13 protein-coding genes are annotated in these 17,845 nt (G+C 72.4%); 9 read left to right on the plus strand and 4 right to left on the minus strand.

Annotation, left to right across the window (positions count from 1 at the left end; all coding sequences use genetic code 11):
- Positions 1-98 precede the first annotated feature (98 nt).
- From mvk to Q9R26_RS00665, 5 genes are read left to right on the plus strand one after another with little or no spacing between them, the layout of a single operon-like run.
- A complete protein-coding gene (gene mvk / locus Q9R26_RS00645; protein WP_182065156.1) occupies positions 99-1,082 on the plus strand; it encodes a mevalonate kinase in 984 nt (327 codons plus the stop codon).
- Positions 1,076-2,077, plus strand: coding sequence for a diphosphomevalonate decarboxylase (gene mvaD / locus Q9R26_RS00650; RefSeq protein WP_311226265.1), 1,002 nt, complete (start codon positions 1,076-1,078; stop codon positions 2,075-2,077). The genes mvk and mvaD overlap by 7 nt, the downstream gene beginning before the upstream one ends.
- The gene (locus Q9R26_RS00655; protein ID WP_182065154.1) at positions 2,074-3,156 is read left to right on the plus strand and encodes a phosphomevalonate kinase; all 1,083 of its coding nucleotides are present in this window, start codon (positions 2,074-2,076) and stop codon (positions 3,154-3,156) included. The genes mvaD and Q9R26_RS00655 overlap by 4 nt, the downstream gene beginning before the upstream one ends.
- On the plus strand, positions 3,149-4,213 hold the full coding sequence (locus Q9R26_RS00660; RefSeq protein WP_182065153.1) for a hydroxymethylglutaryl-CoA reductase: 1,065 nt from the start codon (positions 3,149-3,151) through the stop codon (positions 4,211-4,213). Before Q9R26_RS00655 ends, Q9R26_RS00660 begins: the two co-directional genes overlap by 8 nt.
- On the plus strand, positions 4,210-5,361 hold the full coding sequence (locus tag Q9R26_RS00665; RefSeq protein WP_182065152.1) for a hydroxymethylglutaryl-CoA synthase: 1,152 nt from the start codon (positions 4,210-4,212) through the stop codon (positions 5,359-5,361). The genes Q9R26_RS00660 and Q9R26_RS00665 overlap by 4 nt, the downstream gene beginning before the upstream one ends.
- A 66-nt stretch (positions 5,362-5,427) precedes the next feature.
- On the opposite strand, the gene Q9R26_RS00670 is transcribed toward Q9R26_RS00665, so the two are convergent.
- Both Q9R26_RS00670 and Q9R26_RS00675 read right to left on the minus strand, forming a co-directional pair.
- On the minus strand, positions 5,428-6,411 hold the full coding sequence (locus Q9R26_RS00670) for an SRPBCC family protein (RefSeq protein WP_311226266.1): 984 nt from the start codon (positions 6,409-6,411) through the stop codon (positions 5,428-5,430).
- A gap of 17 nt (positions 6,412-6,428) precedes the next feature.
- Positions 6,429-6,794 carry a helix-turn-helix transcriptional regulator gene (locus tag Q9R26_RS00675; protein WP_259580206.1) on the minus strand — a complete coding sequence of 122 codons (366 nt, stop codon included), beginning with the start codon at positions 6,792-6,794 and terminating at the stop codon, positions 6,429-6,431.
- 79 nt (positions 6,795-6,873) lie between these two features.
- On the opposite strand from Q9R26_RS00675, the gene Q9R26_RS00680 reads away from it, so the two are divergent.
- From Q9R26_RS00680 to Q9R26_RS00695, 4 genes are read left to right on the plus strand one after another with little or no spacing between them, the layout of a single operon-like run.
- On the plus strand, positions 6,874-7,341 hold the full coding sequence (locus Q9R26_RS00680; protein WP_182065149.1) for a hypothetical protein: 468 nt from the start codon (positions 6,874-6,876) through the stop codon (positions 7,339-7,341).
- A complete protein-coding gene (locus Q9R26_RS00685; RefSeq protein ID WP_311226267.1) occupies positions 7,341-8,246 on the plus strand; it encodes a hypothetical protein in 906 nt (301 codons plus the stop codon). Before Q9R26_RS00680 ends, Q9R26_RS00685 begins: the two co-directional genes overlap by 1 nt.
- A gap of 4 nt (positions 8,247-8,250) precedes the next feature.
- Positions 8,251-9,441, plus strand: a complete 1,191-nt coding sequence (locus Q9R26_RS00690; RefSeq protein ID WP_311226268.1) for an alpha/beta fold hydrolase — start codon at positions 8,251-8,253, stop codon at positions 9,439-9,441.
- Between the two features lie 8 nt (positions 9,442-9,449).
- On the plus strand, positions 9,450-9,845 hold the full coding sequence (locus Q9R26_RS00695; protein WP_182065146.1) for an ATP-dependent DNA ligase: 396 nt from the start codon (positions 9,450-9,452) through the stop codon (positions 9,843-9,845).
- 457 nt (positions 9,846-10,302) lie between these two features.
- On the opposite strand, the gene Q9R26_RS00700 is transcribed toward Q9R26_RS00695, so the two are convergent.
- Positions 10,303-12,093 carry a sulfite reductase subunit alpha gene (locus Q9R26_RS00700; RefSeq protein WP_311226269.1) on the minus strand — a complete coding sequence of 597 codons (1,791 nt, stop codon included), beginning with the start codon at positions 12,091-12,093 and terminating at the stop codon, positions 10,303-10,305.
- On the minus strand, positions 12,090-17,660 hold the full coding sequence (locus tag Q9R26_RS00705; RefSeq protein ID WP_311226270.1) for a glutamate synthase-related protein: 5,571 nt from the start codon (positions 17,658-17,660) through the stop codon (positions 12,090-12,092). The genes Q9R26_RS00700 and Q9R26_RS00705 overlap by 4 nt, the downstream gene beginning before the upstream one ends.
- Between the last annotated feature and the right edge of the window lie 185 nt (positions 17,661-17,845).

The raw sequence follows: 17,845 nt of genomic DNA on the forward strand, positions 1-17,845 counted from the left end.
ACACTGTCACGCAACCCAGTTGTGCACAACTCGATGCAGCGGATGCCCAGCTGACGAACACGCCGACTGCCCGGGCGGTTAGGCTGACGTGACCCACGATGACCAGCAGCGACCTCGACAACACCACGACCCCCGGCAACGGATCGGCGTCGTCCCACGGCAAGACGATCCTGATCGGTGAGCACGCCGTGGTCTACGGCGCACCCGCTCTCGTCCTGCCGGTGCTCGACGCACGGGTCGTGGCGACGGTCACCCCGGTCGCCGCCGACGCCGAGCAGCCCGGTCACAGCCTGCAGTCGACCGTGCACACCGGCCCGCTCGACCTCGCTCCCGCGGCCGTGATGCCGACCGTCACCGCCGTCACCGCGACCCTGCGCCACTTCGGGGTCACCGACCGGCACTTCCACGTCCGGGTCGACAGCGAGGTGCCGACAGCACGCGGCATGGGCTCGAGCGCCGCGGTCGCCGCCGCCGTGACCGCCGCCGTCGCCGACGCCCTGGGCGAGACCCTCGACGTCGAGACCCACCACGAGCTCATCCAGGAGTGCGAGCGCGTCGCCCACGGCCGACCGTCCGGCCTCGACGCCCGGGGCGTCGTCGCGTCCGCGCCGGTCTGGTTCGAGGGCGGGCACATCGAACCCGTCACGCTCGGCGCCCGGTTCACCTTCGTCGTCGCGGACACCGGCGTCCCCGGGCACACCCGACAGGCGGTGTCGGCCGTCCGCGCCCGCCACGACCAGGACCCGACCGGCGTCGGTGCCGTGATCGACCGGATCGGCGCGCTCGCCCGGCGGGCACGGGGGACACTCGAGGACGGCGACGCCCAGGCTCTGGGTGCCACCATGGACGCCGCGCACGACCTGCTCAGCACACTCGACGTGTCGAGTGACGACCTGGACCGGCTCGTCGACGCCGCACGTGCTGCGGACGCCCTCGGCGCGAAGCTCACCGGCGGCGGGCGGGGCGGGTGCGTCCTCGCGCTCGCCGCGGACGACGACCACGCGGACCGCATCGCGGCCGCACTCCGCGGCGCAGGGGCCGCAGCCACCTGGACCACCACGATCGGAGCCCGCGCTTGCTGACAGCCACCGCCGTCGCGCACCCCAACATCGCCCTCGTCAAGTACTGGGGGAAGGCGGACGCGCAGCTCGCGCTGCCCGCCACGGGCAGCGTCTCGATGGGGCTCGACGTGTTCCCGACGACGACCACCGTCACGGTGGACGGCGGACGGGAGGCGCGTGATGCGTTCACGCTGAACGGTCACGTCGTCGACGACGGTGCGCTGGGGCGCGTGCAGCAGTTCCTCGACCTGGTGCGCGAGCTCGCGGGGTCGTCCGAGCGGGCGTCGGTGGTGTCCGACAACACCGTCCCGACCGGCGCGGGGCTGGCATCGAGCGCGTCCGGCTTCGCCGCCCTGGCGACCGCGGCCGCCGCGGCCTACGGCCTGGACCTGTCGCAGCGCGACCTGTCCCGTCTGGCCCGTCGCGGTTCCGGCTCGGCCACGCGCTCGATCCCGGGTGGTGTCGCCGTCTGGCACGCCGGCGACAACCAGGGCTCCTTCGCCGAGCCGATCCCCGCCCCGCCGATGGCCATGGTCGTGGTCACGATCGACGCCGGCCCGAAACCGATCGGATCGCGTGAGGCCATGCGCCGCACCATCGCGACGTCGCCCTTCTACCCGGCCTGGGTGACCTCGACCACCGAGACCGTCGGCGACATGCTCACGGCGTGTGCCGCCGGCGACTTCACCCGCATCGGCGAGATCACCGAGAGCAACGCGCTCCGCATGCACGCGACGATCGAGGGCGCGTTCCCCCCGATCCGCTACCTCAACGCCCGCAGCGTCGCCGTGTTCGACGCCGTCGCCGAGCTGCGTGCCGGCGGCACCGAGGCCTACGCCACGGCCGACGCGGGCCCGAACGTCGTCGTGCTCACGAAGCCGCAGGACCGGTCGGCCGTCGCCGGGGCGCTCGCGTCGCTGGGGGACGTCATCGAGTCCGGCACCGGACCTGCCGCGCGGGTGCTCCGCTCCGAAGAGATCGGGAGCAATCCCGACCAGAAGGAGTCCGCGCAGTGATCGAGTTCCGTGCACACGGCAAGCTGTTCGTCGCCGGCGAGTACGCCGTCGTCGAGCCGGGCCAACCGTCCGTCCTGATCGCCCTCGACCGAGCCATCACGGCGAAGGTGCGCGAGGGCCACGGCGCGGGCAGCGTGCACTCCGAGGAGTACGGGCACCTGCCGCTCACGTGGACCCGTGCCGAGGACGGCCTCGCGCTCGACCGCGAGCACCACCCGTACGACTACGTGATGGCCACGATCGACCTGGTCGAGAAGCTCCGCGCCGAACACGGCATCGCCCCGCGGTTCCACGACCTGCGCATCGAGAGCCAGCTCGACGACGCCAGCGGGCGGAAGTTCGGCCTCGGGTCCTCGGCTGCGGTCACCGTCGCCACGGTCGGCGCACTCGACCGCTTCTACGGCATCGGCCTGACGCAGCGCCAGCGCTTCCAGGTCGCCCTGCTCGCCACCATCCGGGTGAACCCGCGGGCCTCCGGCGGCGACCTCGCCGCGAGCACGTTCGGTGGCTGGCTGCGGTACAGCGCCCCGGACCGCGAGCGCCTCGCCGCGATGCTCGGCGACCACGCCGTGTCCGCGATCCTGACGGACGCCGACGCGTGGGACGGCTTCGACGTCCAGCGGCTGCCCGCCCCCGAGAACCTGCAGCTGCTCGTCGGCTGGACCGGCTCGCCCGCGTCCACCACGAAGCTCGTCGACGTGGTGCGTCGGCACCGCAACGGCGGGTACCAGGCGTTCCTCGACGAGAGCCGCAGCGCCGTCGACGACCTGACCACGGGCCTCCAGACCGGCGACGCCGAGCGCACGCTGGGCGCCCTCAGACGCGCCCGTGGGCTGCTGCAGCGCCTCGGCGACTCGGTCGGGTCGCAGATCGAGACCGAGCGTCTCGCGACCCTGTGCGACGTCGTCGAGGCGGCGGGTGGGGCGGCGAAGCCGTCCGGTGCCGGTGGCGGCGACTGCGGCATCGCGCTCGTCCCGGCGGACACCGACCCCGCCGGCATCCACCGCGCCTGGGAGGCGCACGACATCAGACACCTCAGCGTCGCGGTGCGAGCACCAGAAGGAGCCCTCGATGAGTGACCTGCTCACACCGATCCCCACCAAGTGGGTCGGCCCGATCCGCGTCAGCGGCAACGCCGTGCAGGGGGAGCACGAGGTCCCCCTCGCCACCTACGAGTCGCCGCTCTGGCCGTCCGTCGGCCGCGGCGCCCGCATCTCGCGCATGGTCGAGGACGGCATCGTCGCGACCGTCGTCGACGAGCGCATGACCCGCTCGGTCGTGGTCCGTGCCGACAGCGCTGCAGCAGCCCACGTCGCCGCGGGCCAGATCCTCGCGCGCCAGGACGAGCTCGCCGCGATCGTGTCCGGGCAGAGCCGGTTCGCCAAGCTCATCGAGGTCCACCCGGAGATCGTCGGGGACCTGCTGTTCCTGCGCTTCGCGTTCACCACCGGTGACGCCTCCGGCCACAACATGGTCACGCAGGCGGCGGACAAGCTGCTGCCGGCGATCCTGGACTGGCAGCCGGGCCTGCGGTACGTCTCGGTGTCGGGCAACTTCTGCACCGACAAGAAGGCCACCGCCGTGAACGGCATCCGTGGACGAGGCCGCAACACCATCGCCGAGATCGTGATCCCCGGTGAGGTCGTCGAGAAGCGCCTGCGGTCGAGTACCGCGCGCATCGTCGAGCTCAACATCGCGAAGAACCTGATCGGTTCGACGATCGCCGGGGCAATCCGCTCGGCGAACGCGCACTACGCGAACATGCTGCTCGGCTTCTACCTGGCCACCGGGCAGGACGCCGCCAACATCGTCGAGGGCTCGCAGGGCATCACGAGCGCCGAGGACCGCGACGGCGACCTGTACTTCGCGACCTCGCTGCCGCACCTGATCGTCGGCACGGTCGGCAACGGCAAGGGCGGGGACCTGCCCGTCGTCGAGGACGCACTGGTGCGCCTCGGCTGCCGACAGGAGCGGGAGCCGGGCGGGAACGCCCGCCGCCTCGCCGCCCTGTGCGCCGCGACCGTCCTGTGCGGGGAGCTCTCGCTCCTCGCCGCACAGACCAACCCGGGTGAGCTGATGGCCGCCCACGTCGCCATGGAACGCCGTGGCGCGAAGCCCGCAGGGGGTGTGGCATGACCGGCGTCGGCATCCACGACATCGCGATCGCGACCGGGCACCACGTGCTCGAGCTCGACGACCTGGCCGAACGGCTCGGCGTCGACCCGGCGAAGTACCACGTCGGCATCGGGCAGGACGCCTTCAGCGTGCCCGCGCCCGACGAGGACATCGTCACGATGGGCGCCGCCGCCGCGAAGGAGCTCATCGAGCGACACGGCGTCGACGGCATCCGCACGGTGCTGTTCGCCACCGAGTCCGGCGTCGACCAGTCGAAGGCCGCCGGCGTGTACGTGCACGGCCTGCTCGGGCTGCCGAAGGCCGTCCGCGTGGTCGAGCTGAAGCAGGCCTGCTACGGCGGGATGGCCGCGGTGCAGCTCGCACTCGGCATCGTCGCCCGCGCCCCGCACGAGCGGGTGCTCGTCATCGCCGCCGACGTCGCCCGGTACGACGTCGACACCCCGGCCGAACCGACCCAGGGTGCCGGTGCCGCCGCGATCCTGGTGTCCGCCGACCCCGACCTGATCGAGATCGAGCCGGCGGCCGGCGTGTACACGGCGGACGTCGACGACTTCTGGCGGCCGAACGACCGCTCCACCGCGCTGGTCGACGGTCGGCTCTCGGTGAGCGCGTACGTCAACGCGTTCGTCGGTGCATGGGACGACCTGGCGGAACAGGGCGGCCCGGCGTACGACGACATCGCCCGGTTCGTGCACCACCAGCCCTTCACCAAGATGGCGATCAAGGCGCACCGCAAGCTCACGCAGCACGTCGGCGCACCGTTCGACGAGGCCGACCTGGCGATCGGGTTCACCTACAACCGGCAGACCGGCAACACCTACACGGCGTCGCTCTGGATCGGGCTCGCGGCGCTGCTCGACCTGGACGACGACCTGGCGGGGGAGCGGCTGGGCCTGTTCAGCTACGGCTCCGGCAGCGTCGGTGAGCTCATCACCGGCACCGTCCGGCCCGACTACCGCGAGCATCGCCGTGCGGGTCGCGTGCGGTCGCTGCTCGAGGCACGGGTCCCGCTGACGGTCGACGCCTACCGCGCGCTGCACGCCGCGGGTGCCGCCACCAGCGAGGACGTCGAGCGTCCGCGCGTCACGACCGCGCCGTTCCGGTTCGCCGGCGTGCGCGGCGGCGCGCGTCACTACGAGGCGTCCTAGACCGGATACCGGGACGGACGGGAGGCCCGTGGCGGCGCCGCCACGGGCCTCCTGTCCGTCCACTGGTCACGCTGCGGACAGGACCTCGCGTTCCAGCCGCCGGTAGCTGGCCTCCATGCCCTCCGTCATGCCGGTCGCGAGGACCGCGTCCCGCTGCTGGCGGTCCGGGTAGGTGACGAGCAGGGTCATGAGCGTGACGCCGTCGGCCTCGTCGAACTGCAGGTCGTTCGTGTTCGGCGGGAAGGGCGCCCCGGTCATGCGTTCGGTCGACACGATCCGGCGTTCCGGTTCCACGACGAGGTTCTCGCCCTCGAACCCGAAGGGCTCGCCCTCGGTGTCACCCGTCGGCGCCCAGGCCTGCCGGAACGCGCCGCCCGGGGTCAGGTCGTTCTCGTACACCGTCATCTCCCACCCGTCGGGTCCGAGCAGCCACCGGCGCACCAGTTCGGGCTCGGTGTGCGCCCGCCAGAGCAGGTGCCGTGGCGCCGCGAACGCCCGGGTGATCCGGACGTGGGTGTCGTCGAGGACCTCGGTCTCGGTGCCCGCACCGAGGGCCCACTCGCGCAGGTCGGCGAGCACCCGGTCGAGCTGGCCGAACGCCTGCCGGTAGCCCTCGAGCATGCCCATCTCGAGCATCGCGTCGAGGTCGGCGGTCGAGGCGAACGAGGACACCACGGTGACCCGCGAGCCGTCGCCCGCCGGCCCGAACGACAACACGGTCTCGCTGGTGGGGAGCGACTCGTCGACCGTGCCCTCCGGATCGGTGAACAGGTCGCGGAAGACGATGCGACGGTGCTCGTCGACCTCGGTGACCTGCCAGACGGCGTGGAACCGCTCGCCCTGCGGAGACGTCATCCGGTAGTCGGCGCGGCCACCGGGGCGCAGGTCGAACGTCGTGAAGGTCGCGGGGAACCCGGGCGGTCCCCAGAACCGCTCGAGCTGGCGCGGGTCGGCGAAGGCGGCCCAGAGGCGTTCGACGGGGACGGGGAACTCGGCGACGAGGGTCATCGAGCGGGTGTCGGGATCGGTGTGGACGGACGTGGTGGGCATCATCGCTCCTGGTGTCGTCAGGTGTCGTCTGGTGTTGGGCGTCCGGACGCGTCGCCGTCGAGCAGGTCGCCCAGACGGTCCATCCGGCGGTGCCAGAGGCGGCCGTAGGCGTCGAGGAGGGCACGGACCCGGTCGAGCTGCTCCGGCTCGGCGCGCACGATGCGGGTGCGGCCGCGGGCCTCCTTGCTCACGAGTCCGGCTCCTTCGAGGACGGCGACGTGCTTCTGGACGGCGGCGAACGACATCGAGTAGGCGTCCGCGAGCTCGCTGACGGACGACGACCCGACGAGCGTGCGCCGGACGATGTCACGACGGGTCGCGTCGGCCAGTGCGTGGAACACCCGGTCGACCTCGGCGTCGGACAGTTCGATTCGTACAACCATTTGGTTGTAGGTTACGTCCGGCCGGTCTCGTCCGCAAGGGGGACCTGCCGGTAGTCTTGCCGCGGAGATCGGAGGGGCGATGGCGGAGCAGCTGGGTGCGTCCGGTGCCGTCCGTGCCCTCGTGGCCACCCTGCCTCGTGCACCGCAGCTGTCCGACGTGGTGAGCGGCGTCGGTCGGATGGTCGGCAAGCCCACGCGCGTCGTCGACGTCGACGGGCCGAGTTGGGGTCCGCTCACCGCGCTCGTGTCGCAGTTCGAGCACGAGAACCTGGTGCTCGTGCCGGCCGGCGCACCGCCGCTCTACCGCATGCACTGCGTGCTGCACGAGCTCGGGCACCTGGTGCACGGCGACGTCGGCACACCGACCCGGTCGTCCGTCGCCGAGTTCGCCGCCGGGGGCCACGTCTGCCGTCGCGCGCTCGACGCCGACTCCGGGCTCGTGAGCATCTCCGACGACGACGAGCACTTCGCCGAACGGTTCGCCTACGAGCTCGCAACGGTCCTGCTCGCCGGGGCCACGGGCGCGGACGAGCGGGCCTACGGCTGATGGCCGTCCTGCACGCCGCGGCCTTCTGGTTCGCGGCGCTGATCTTCCTCGCCCGCACGCCGTACGTGCTGCGGAACCCCCGTGGTCGGGCTGCCTGGGGCGCCACCGGCGTCGGGGCGCTCGGGCTCCTGACCCTCGGCAGCGTCGTGCCGCAGCCGGCGCTCGACGGTGCCCTGGGCGGCTCGAACCTCATCAACCTGGTGCAGAACGTCTGCGCGACCGTCGCGTTCTGGCTGATGCTGCGCGCGAGCACGGACGACCTGCCGGAGCGCCCACTGCTGGCACGGCCGGTGGCGCTGCTCCTCGTGGTCGTGGCGTTCACGGTGCCGTTCCTGCTGGTCGAGGAGCGTGGCGGGACCGACTTCCACTTCATCGTGCGCGAGATCGAACAGACCCCGATGTGGCTCTACGCGACCGTGTACATGGTGGGCGTGGGACTGATCGCCGCGACGACACTGCGCCGCGGCGTGCTGCAGAACCCGGTGGCGCTCGTGGTGTTCCGCGTCGGGCTCGCCCTGGTCGTCGTGGCGAGCGTCGACGAGGTCGTCTCGCTCACCGCCGACCACTTCGGACTCTTCCCGGCCGGGGTGCGGGACGGACTGCGCCTGGCCTTCGACCCGCCGTTCTACCTCGGCATCGTGCTCATCGTCGTGGCGATGGCCTCGCTGACGTTCCGGCGGTGGGGCCGTGACCTGCGCCACCGCGGGCACCACCGACGCCTGCGCCGCATCGCCCGTCGGCACGCGGTGCGGGCGGTCGAGCGGCCGGGGGACCCGCAGGCCCGGACCTACGACCTGGTCATCGCGATCCGCGACGCCGAGGTGCAGGGACGGACCCTCGACGACGCCGAACTCGCGCAGGTGCGGTCGGCGGAACGGACCCTGACCCGGAACCTCGGAGGATGACGGCGTGACGATCGTGTGGTGGGTGCTCGGAGCGCTCGTGGTGCTGGCGGCGGTGTTCCTGGCGGTCCTGGTCGTCCTGCGGAAGGTCGTCGGCAGGATCGTGCTGCCGGGTGGCCATCGGTGGACGCCCGTGATCGAGTCCGACGCGGACTCCGTGCGGCTGCCGATCACCGACGACACCGTGCGGCCGGGGGAGTACGGGCTGTGGCACGACGGCCCGGGGCACACCACCGTCGGGCCGGTGCTCGAGGTCGACGAAGCCGCCGGGTTCGTGCGCCGGGCCGTGGTGCGGACGACCGGCGCGGTGTCATCGCGGGTGCGGTGGAGCGGGCACGTGTACCCGGACCCGGCGGCGATGGACGTCGACTGGTCCGAGGTGTCGCTGCCGACGCCGGTGGGGCCGGCGCCCGCGTGGGTGGTGCGGCCCGGGCCGGACGGTGCTGCACGCCCGGACCGCGGGGCTGCGCAGGGTGCCGACCCTGCGGCCGCCCGGACCTGGGCCGTCCACGTGCACGGGATCCGGACGACCCGGGTCACCGCGCTCCGGACCGTCCCCGCGGCGCTCGAGCTCGGCTGGACCTCGGTCGTCCCGTCGTTCCGCGGCGACGGCGAGGCCCCGTGGGAGGGCCGGGCCTCGCACCTCGGCACGCGCGAGTGGGCGGACGTCGAGGTGGCGCTCGACCACGCCGTCGCGAACGGGGCCGAACGGCTCGTCATCGTGGGGTGGTCGATGGGCGCGACGATCACGCACGAGCTCCTCGCCCGTTCGGCGCACCGCGACCGCGTGGCCGGGATCGTGCTCGTCGCCCCGGCACTGGACTGGGCCGTCACCGTCCGGTCCCAGGCCCGTCGCGCGGGGCTGCCGGGCCCCGTGGTGGGCGCTGCCCTCGGGGCGATGGCGACGCCGGTCCTCTGCCGGCTGGTGGGGCTGCGCTCGCCGGTCGACGTGCGCGAGCTGTCCTGGTTGCGTGCGCCGCGGCGGCTGCCCCCGACCCTGCTCATCCACTCCACCGGGGACACCACGGTGCCGTTCTCGGCCAGTCAGGAGTTCGCCGACGCCCACCCCGGCACGGTCACACTGGCGGTCAGCGAACCCGCCGAGCACGCCTGGGAGCGCAACGTCGACGCCGTCTGGTTCGACCGCACCATCACGAACTGGGCGTCCGGTCTCGCGCACACCGGAACACAGGAGTAGAAGGAGCCATGGGGCAGCTCATCTACGACGGCCGACCGCTCGACCTGCGGATCGACGACCGCGCGCTCACGCACCTGCAGATCGTCATCGTCAACATGCTCCGGCGCGATCACCGCTTCGCGTTCTCGTGGAAGGACGACGTCGTCCACGGCAACGGTCGCAGCACGATCTGGCTGAACCCCAACGTGAGCCTGCACTTCAAGTTCACCGGCAGCCGGGTGCCGTCGATCAACCGCAGCTGGCTCGAGGACCTCTACGCCTCGGCCACCTCGGGATCCGGGCTCGTGCTGACCCCGGAGCCGCAGGACACCAGCACGGCGGCCGACTCCGCGTGGTCGCGGGCGGTGGCGCCCGGCGACGCGGACGACGCCTCGGGGACACCGAGCGGGAGCACTGCGCGCTGATCCCGGCGCACTAGCACGTGCGCTGATCCCGGTCAACGGGTTCCGCTCGGACTCTCCACCGTCGTACCGTTTCCGTACCGCGGTCGGCTGTCGTCCCCCGCACCGGTCTGCTCGGGCTCCGGTGTTGACAGAGTCCGCGGCAGGAGGGGGACCCGAACAGTCCGTGACGCACAGCGAGTCCGGTGCCGACCAACCACCGGTCGCCGAGAATCGCGAGGGACGCGAGTCCCGGATCAGGGGACTCGCTGCACGCATCACCGACGCTGTGCGTCGACGACGCGTGCGTCACGCTGCAGGGCCCGCCGGTCCGCCCCCATCGACCGGCGCTCCTCCGGGACTGCCCCGGCCATCGGATTCGGGTTCCGTGGCCGGGGCGGACTCATCAGGTCTGCGTGCAGATCGGCGGTCGCACCCGCACGGGGCTCCGCCGTCACGCGGGCCGCACGCCGTGTGCGGCTCAGTAGACGTCGCGCACGTACCGCTTCGCGCGACGCATGTCCGCCAGGTAGGCCTGCGCGTCGTCCTCGCCGCGCCCGCGTCCGGTCCGGATGACCTGGAGCAGTGCGGCCTCGACGTCCTTCGCCATGCGTGAGGCGTCGCCGCACACGTACACGTGGGCGCCGTCCTCGAGCCAGGCGAACAGCTCCGCCGAGCGCTCGAGCATCCGCGTCTGCACGTAGACCTTCTCGGCCTGGTCGCGCGAGAACGCCAGGTCGAGGCGGTCGAGCACACCCTGCTCCTGCAGCTCGGTGAGCTCGTCCTGGTACACGAAGTCGGTGTCCCGGTGCTGGTCGCCGAAGAACAGCCAGTTGCGCCCCGTCGCGCCGGACACCGCGCGCTCGTGCAGGAACCCGCGGAACGGCGCGACCCCCGTGCCCGGTCCGATCATGATCATCGGGGCCGACTCGTCCGCCGGCACCCCGAACGACGCGTTCGGCTGCAGGTAGACGTCGACGGTGCCGTCCGGGTCGACCCGGTCGGCCAGGAACGTCGACGCGACGCCGGCGTACATCCGGTGCGGGTCGCCGTAGCGCACCGACGCGATGGTCAGGTGGATGCGGTCCGGGTGCGCCAGCGGGCTCGACGAGATCGAGTACTGCCGCGCCTGCAGCGGCCGCAGGTTCGGCAGCAGCTCGTCGAGTCCCGGGGCGGCCGGACCGGCGCCGCGGAGCAGGTCGAGGACGTCGCGTCCCCAGAGCCAGCGGTCCAGCTCGTGCTTGTCGCCGTGCGCCACGACGGCCGCGAGCTCGCTCGACGGCGCGCGCTGCACCAGGTCGGCGATCAGGTCCTTCGAGGGCGTCCGGATCTCACGGTCGGTCCGCAGGACCTCGGTGATCGGCCGGCCGTCGAACGCCTCGCCGCCGTTCGCGCCGACCTGCTCGAGCAGGTCGGCCACGAAGACCTCGTCGTTCACCGGCACGACCGCCAGGGCGTCGCCGGCCGCGTACTCGATGCCCGAGTCGCCGAGGTCGAACTCGTAGTGCCGGATCTCCTTCGCGCTGCGCGGCGAGGAGAGCAGCCGGTTCTCGACCAGGCGCGACGGGTACGGGTTGCGCTTGTTCCACCGCGACCCCGGCCGGGAGGCACGGCTCGCGCCCGCCCCGCCGGTCGCGCCGGCACCGTCGCCGGCACCACCGCCCGGGGTCGCGCCGGGTGCAGCCGTCGCGCCGGCCTCGGCGGCGAGGCGGTCGAGGACCGCCGCGGTCCACAGTGCGGCCGGGTCCTCGAAGTCGACGTCGCAGTCGACACGGTCGTGGATGCGGGTCGCGCCGAGCTGCTCGAACCGGGTGTCGAGGAGCTTGCCGGCCTGGCAGAACTCGTCGTAGCTCGTGTCGCCGAGTCCGAGGACGGCGTACTGCAGCCCCTCGAGCCGCGGCACGGTGCTCGCCTGGACGGCGTCCCAGAACAGCCCGGCATTGTCGGGCATCTCGCCCTCGCCGTAGGTCGAGGTGACGACGAGCACGTGCGACATCTCGGCCAGCTGCTCGGGGGTGACGGCGTCGAGCGCACTGGCACGACCGCCGAGTCCGCGGGCCTTCGCGCCGGCGACGAGCTCGTCGGCCAGGAACTCGGCGTTGCCGGTCTGGGTGCCGAAGAGCACGTCGATCGTCGTCGTGGGCGCGCCGGTTGCGACCTTCTTGCCGGCGGCGGCGATGCCCGCGATGAACCCGGCGAGCCAGGACTCCTGGGCGGCCGAGAACGGTGCGTCGACGGGGATCAGCGACCCGGTCGGGGGGAGCAGGCTCACGCGGTCACCGCCTCGGTCGGCGCCTGCGGTGCACGGCGGGCGATGTCCTCGAGCGCCGCGGTGGCGAGCAGCTCGTCGAAGCGGGCCTCGCGGACGCGACCGTCGTTCTTGGCGTTCTGGTGCATGATCCACCCCGTGGTGCCCGGCGCGTCCATGCTGCGGTTGTTCCGCTGCGTGAGCGCGCGCTTGTAGTCGTCGAGCCGCTTGATCGCGATGAGGGTCGCGAGCTGGTCGTCGGCGAACCGGTCGAGCGTGCCGCGCAGGTACTTCACGACGCGCTGCTTGACGGAGAAGTCCTCGGTGAGCACGAGGTTCTTGACGGCCTCGGCGACCCGCGGGTCGGCGGCACCGAGCGCACCCGGGACGCGCTCGAGGGCGACGTCCTGGGCGACCCCGAGCACCGTGTACGACGACAGCAGCGAGAACATGTCCTCGCCCTGGTCGCCGAGCGCCGGGGCACGGCCGTCGAGCACCGCGCGCTGGTCGCGGTAGTCGAGCTTGAACGCGCGGAGCTTGTCGGTGGCGATCGAGGTCGCGAGCTCGTCGAGGAGGTCGGGCCTGGTCGCCGCCGCGAGGATCTCGCCGGCGTCCTGCGTGAGCAGCAGGGCACGCGGCATGCCGACGTACACGTGCGCTCGGGCGGTGTCCCACTCGGCGAGCAGCCGCTCGGCCAGGGCCGAACCGGTCGCCTCGAGGTGCCACTCGAGCAGCAGGCGTGCGGCGGACTCGTGGAAGGCACCGCGCTCGGTGTCGGTGACGGGGAACACCAGGAGCGAATCCGTGCTGGCACGCTCGGCGACCTGGCCGGACGGGTCGTACTGGTACAGGAACCCCCCGGACATGCCGTTGCCGAGGCCCTTGCCGAACGCGCCGAGGTTGAAGACGGCGCCACCGGTCATGTACTCGCAGCCGAAGTCGCCCACGCCCTCGACGACGGCGGTCGCACCGGAGTTGCGGACGGCGAACCGGTCACCGGCTTCGCCCTCGACGAAGGTGCGTCCACCGGTCGCCCCGAACAGCGCGAAGTTGCCGACCAGCACGTTGCCGCTCGGTTCGGCGCTGCCGCCACCGGGGGCGCGGACGATGATCCGTCCGCCGCTCTGGCTCTTGCCGACGCCGTCGTTCGCGGTGCCGGTGTGCTCGAGCACGACGCCGTCGTTGTTGAAGACGCCGTAGGACTGCCCTGCCGAGCCCTGCGTGCGGATCGTGACCGCGCCGTCCACCAGCCGGCGGCGTCCGCGGTCGTCCGTCGTCACGGCGGGCAGGCCCTGGACGTCCTCGGCGCCGAGCTCGTGGTTGAGCAGGCGCTCGAGGTCGATGCCGAGCTGGCCGCCGACCGACTTGTCGGCGTTGCCGAGCAGCACGCCGTGCACGAGTACGTGCTCCTGCGCGTGGTCGACGAGCGCGGTGCGGACGCGCTCGAGCAGGGCGTCGTCGGTGTGGAAGTCCTTCTCCAGGTACTCCGGGTCCGCGACGATCTTCTCGGGCACCTGGGCGAGCAGGGCTCGGGCGTCGAGCCGGCCCACGCTGGCCGGGTGGTCCAGGAGCTGCAGCAGGTCGGTCCGGCCGCGCGCCTCGCGCAGGGAGCGCAGGCCGAGACGGGCCAGGATCTGCCGCACGTCGTGGGCGATGTTGAGCAGGTACTGCGCGAGCGCGCGGGGGTCGCCCTCGAACGCCTCGGCGTTCGTGGTCAGGCCCGCCGGGCACTTCACGTTGCAGTTCTTCGCCATCACGCAGCCGAGCATCATGAGCGCGGTCGTGCCGAACTCGAAGCTGTCGCCGCCGAGCAGGGCGCTCGTGACCACGTCGCTGCCGGTCTGGTGCGCACCCGAGCAGCGGAGCGTGACCTTCTGGCGCAGGCCGTTCGCGACCAGGGCCTGGTGCACCTCCGCGACGCCGATCTCCGCGGAGCGGCCGGCGTACTTCAGGCTGGTGACCGCCGCGGCGCCGGTGCCGCCGGTGTTGCCCGCGACGTTGATCACGTCGGCCCCGGCCTTCGCGACGCCGACCGCGATCGTGCCGATGCCCTCGGACGAGACGAGCTTCACGATCACCCGGACACGAGCGGCCTTGCAGTCGTGGATGAGCTGCGCGAGGTCCTCGATCGAGTACGTGTCGTGGTGTGGCGGCGGCGAGATCAGCTCGACGCCGGGCGTGCCACCACGGGCCGCGGCGATGTCCACCGTGACCTTGGGTGCGGGCAGCTGGCCACCCTCGCCGGGCTTCGCGCCCTGGCCGATCTTGATCTCGAGCTCCTCGAGCATGGGGTCGGCGAGGTAGCCGGCCCAGATACCGAAGCGGCCCGAGGCGAACTGCTTGATGCGCGAGCCGCGGATGGTGCCGTACCGGGAGTGGTGCTCGCCGCCCTCACCGCTGTTCGACATGCCGCCGACCATGTTCGTGCCGTGCGCGACGGCCTCGTGGGCGGTGGCGACGAGCGCACCGTGGCTCATCGCGCCGGACGCCAGGGTCCGGGTGATCTCGTGGGCCGGCTGCACCTCGTCGAGCCCGACGCTCGCCGGGGCGCTCTGCAGCAGCGCGAGCAGGGCGACGGCCGCACCGGTGGCGCGGAGCGTCACCCCGGTGTCGTCGACGGCGTCGACGTCGATCTGCCCCGGGTGGAGCAGCGCGAGGCCGTCCGCCAGTGCCGCGTGGCGCAGTGCACCCGTGGACCCCGTCGACGTGAGCTCCAGCCGGAACCGCTCCGTGCCTCCCGGCAGGTCCTGGTCGTCCGACGGACGCGAGCCGGAGAGCCCGCGCACGGTGACGCTGGCGTTGCCGCTCGTCGAGAAGCGGCCGAGCTCGCGGGCGAAGTCCTCGGCCGTGTCGATCCCGGTGACGTCCGCGGGCAGCGCGAGCACGTCGCGGAGCGCGGCGGGACGGCGGGACCGCTCGTCGTGGGTCGTCTGCAGGAACGTGACGTACCCCGGCGTGATGCGGTGCGCGTCGATCTCGGCATCGCTCAGTCGGTCGTACCCGGTGTTCCGGTACGCGGCGTCGGTGATGCCGAACGAGTCGTCGAGCTGGCCGAGCGTGAGCAGGCGCAGCGCGTCCGAGTCGCCGGAGCGCTCGAAGGCCGGGCGCTCCTCGGTCATGCCGCCGAACCCGCGGACGCTCGCGACGCCGAACGAGTGGCCGGCGCCGTCGGAGCGTTCCTTGAACAGCCCGAGCAGCGGGACCTGGCCCTCGGACGCCACCGAGCGGGCACGCTCGTGCCAGTCCGTCGCCGCCTGGGCGATGCGCGCGAAACCGACGCCGCCGACCGGTGCCTGCATGTGCGGGAAGATCCGCGCGAGCACGTCGTCGCCGGTGTCGAGGTAGTTCGGCTCGAAGAACTCGCCACCGATGTAGCTCTCGGCGGTGCACAGGCCGACACGGCCCATGGTCTTCGCCAGGGCCTTCTCGGCGGCCTTGCGGAACTGCTTCAGTGCCAGGTCGGTTGCGGTCAGCTCGCCGGCGGGCGCGGGTGCGGCGGGGTACTTCTCCTCCGCACGCAGCCGAGCGCTCAAGCTGTACACAGCGGCGGCACCGAAGCCCAGCGCGGTCGCGACGTGGTGTGACGATGGCAGCTGACCGCTCTCCGCGACGACGGACACCCGCAGGCGCAGACCGGTCTCGATGAGCCGCTGGTTGACGGCGGCCACGGCCAGGATCACGGGGAGGGGCGCACGGGTCGACGACACCTCGCGGTCGGTCACGACCGCGATCCCCCCACCGCGCGCAGCGAACGCCTCGATCGCGTCGCACAGCGCGTCCAGCGCGCCGCGCACCGCGTCGGCGTTGGCCTGCTCGTCGTCGGGCACCGGCACGTAGAGCATGTCGAAACGTTCGAGCGGCACGATGTCCTGCTCGCGCAGCCGCACCATGTCGAGGTGCCCGAGGATCGGGGACTGCACGACGAGCTGACGCCCCGTGGTGCCCGTGCCGTCCGGCTTCGCGCCGAGCGCGACGCGCATCGACATCCCGTCGGCCTCGCGGATCGAGTCGAGCGGCGGGTTCGTCACCTGGGCGAATCGCTGCGAGAAGTACTTCGCCATGCCGCCCTCGGTGTCGCTCAGGGCGTTGATCGCGTTGCCGTATCCCATCGCCGAGATGCGCTCCGACCCGTTCTGCAGCATCGGGTCGAGCATGAACCGGAAGCTCTCCTGGTTCAACGAGTACGCCACGTACCGACCCGCGAGCGACAGGTCGCCGTCGTAGCCCAGGGTGGACGTCGTGCGCTCGTAGTCCGGAGCGGGCACGTCGTCCAGGTTCACGCGGGCGGCGTCGAGCAGGGCGCCGTAGTCACGGCGGGCCGCGAGCATGTGCAGCACCTCGCCCGTGCGCATGCGGGTGCCGGTGCGGTGGTCGACGACGAGCATGCCGCCGGCCTCGATGCGGCCGCGGTGGACGACCTCGTCGGCGTCGAACTCGACCTGGCCGGCCTCGGACGACACCATCAGGTACTCGGCCGTCTCGACGGTGCGCAGCGGCCGCAGGCCCAGGCGGTCCAGGCGGGCGCCGACGACGTCGCCGTCGCTGAAGATCACGGCGGCGGGGCCGTCGTTCTTCTCCTCGTACAGCGAGAAGTACTCGAGCATGTCCCGGACGTCCGGGGTCAGGGTGCGGTCGTTCTCCCACGCCGGCGGCATGAGCGAGACCACGGCCTCGATGATCTCGAGCCCGTCGTCGAACACGCGGCTCTGCAGGGTCTGGTCGAGTCGGCTCGAGTCCGACTGCCCGGGCGGACGCACGATGCTCCGGGTGCGGGCCCGCGCGAGCGCCTCGTCCGACAGCCGGTTCTTCCGGTCGGTGTTCAGCTCGCCGTTGTGCGCCATCAGGCGGAACGGCTGCGCCATCGTCGGGTGCGGCTCGGTGTTCGTCGAGAACCGGGTGTGGAAGTACAGCGTCCGGACCGAGTGCCGGGGGTCGCGGAGGTCGGTGAAGTACCCGATCACCTCACCCGAGTTCAGCCGGCCCTTCAGGATCTGGGTCCGGGCGCTGAGCGAGAGCGGGTACAGGCCGGCGTGCTCGGCACGCTCGGCGGCGGCCTGCGCGTAGGAGACCGCCTCGATCGCGAGCAGGGCGCGGTTCGCGGCGGCGTCGACCTCGGTGCGGTCCCAGTCGGACGGTGCACGGAAGACCCACTGCACGATCGGCAGCTGGTACTGCTCGGCCTCGGGGCGCGCGACGGAGTGGTCCACCGGGACGTCGCGGACGAGCAGGAGCTCGAAGCCCTGCTGCTCGATGGCGTCCGTGACGGTCTGCTGCGCACGCGCGCGCTCGGCGTCCGCGGCCGGGCCGGCGCCGCTCGGCACGAAGCAGTTCGCGACGCCGAAGTGCCCGGCGCGCAGCTGCTCGCCGGTGATGGCGCTGAAGAACTCCACCGACAGGTCGATGCTGACGCCCGCGCCGTCACCGACACCCTCGGCGGACTTGCCGCCGCGGTGCGGGATGGAGCACAGCGCTTCGTCGCCCTTGCGGATGACGTCGTGGCTCGGCGTCCCGTCGAGACGGGTGATGAAACCGACGCCGCAATCGCTCGATTCGCGGGCAGGGTCGTAGAGACCGAAAGAGGTGGGGTTCACGTGCGGGTCCAGTGGGGCGTTGCCGGCAGCGGACGGCGCGGGCTGCATCGATGGAGCGCTCGCCGCGGGCAGACCGATGGTGGCAGTCGGGCCCTGTGGGGTGGTGGTGCGGTACGGCGATGCTACGGCTTGGTATACCGACCGTGCAACACGGGTGGTGTGGCGCACCGTGCGGCGTTCTCGCG

It is taken from the genome of Curtobacterium sp. BRB10 (assembly GCF_031844325.1).
In the GTDB taxonomy this organism is placed as follows: domain Bacteria; phylum Actinomycetota; class Actinomycetes; order Actinomycetales; family Microbacteriaceae; genus Curtobacterium; species Curtobacterium poinsettiae_A.

Excerpts from the sequence above, each read along its gene's own strand:
- mvk (WP_182065156.1), top strand. The coding sequence starts at position 99 with ATGACCAGCAGCGACCTCGACAACACCACGACCCCCGGCAACGGATCG.
- Q9R26_RS00675 (WP_259580206.1), bottom strand. The coding sequence starts at position 6,794 with ATGGTTGTACGAATCGAACTGTCCGACGCCGAGGTCGACCGGGTGTTC.
- Q9R26_RS00670 (WP_311226266.1), bottom strand. The coding sequence starts at position 6,411 with ATGCCCACCACGTCCGTCCACACCGATCCCGACACCCGCTCGATGACC.
- Q9R26_RS00665 (WP_182065152.1), top strand. The coding sequence starts at position 4,210 with ATGACCGGCGTCGGCATCCACGACATCGCGATCGCGACCGGGCACCAC.
- Q9R26_RS00660 (WP_182065153.1), top strand. The coding sequence starts at position 3,149 with ATGAGTGACCTGCTCACACCGATCCCCACCAAGTGGGTCGGCCCGATC.
- Q9R26_RS00695 (WP_182065146.1), top strand. The coding sequence starts at position 9,450 with ATGGGGCAGCTCATCTACGACGGCCGACCGCTCGACCTGCGGATCGAC.
- Q9R26_RS00685 (WP_311226267.1), top strand. The coding sequence starts at position 7,341 with ATGGCCGTCCTGCACGCCGCGGCCTTCTGGTTCGCGGCGCTGATCTTC.
- Q9R26_RS00680 (WP_182065149.1), top strand. The coding sequence starts at position 6,874 with ATGGCGGAGCAGCTGGGTGCGTCCGGTGCCGTCCGTGCCCTCGTGGCC.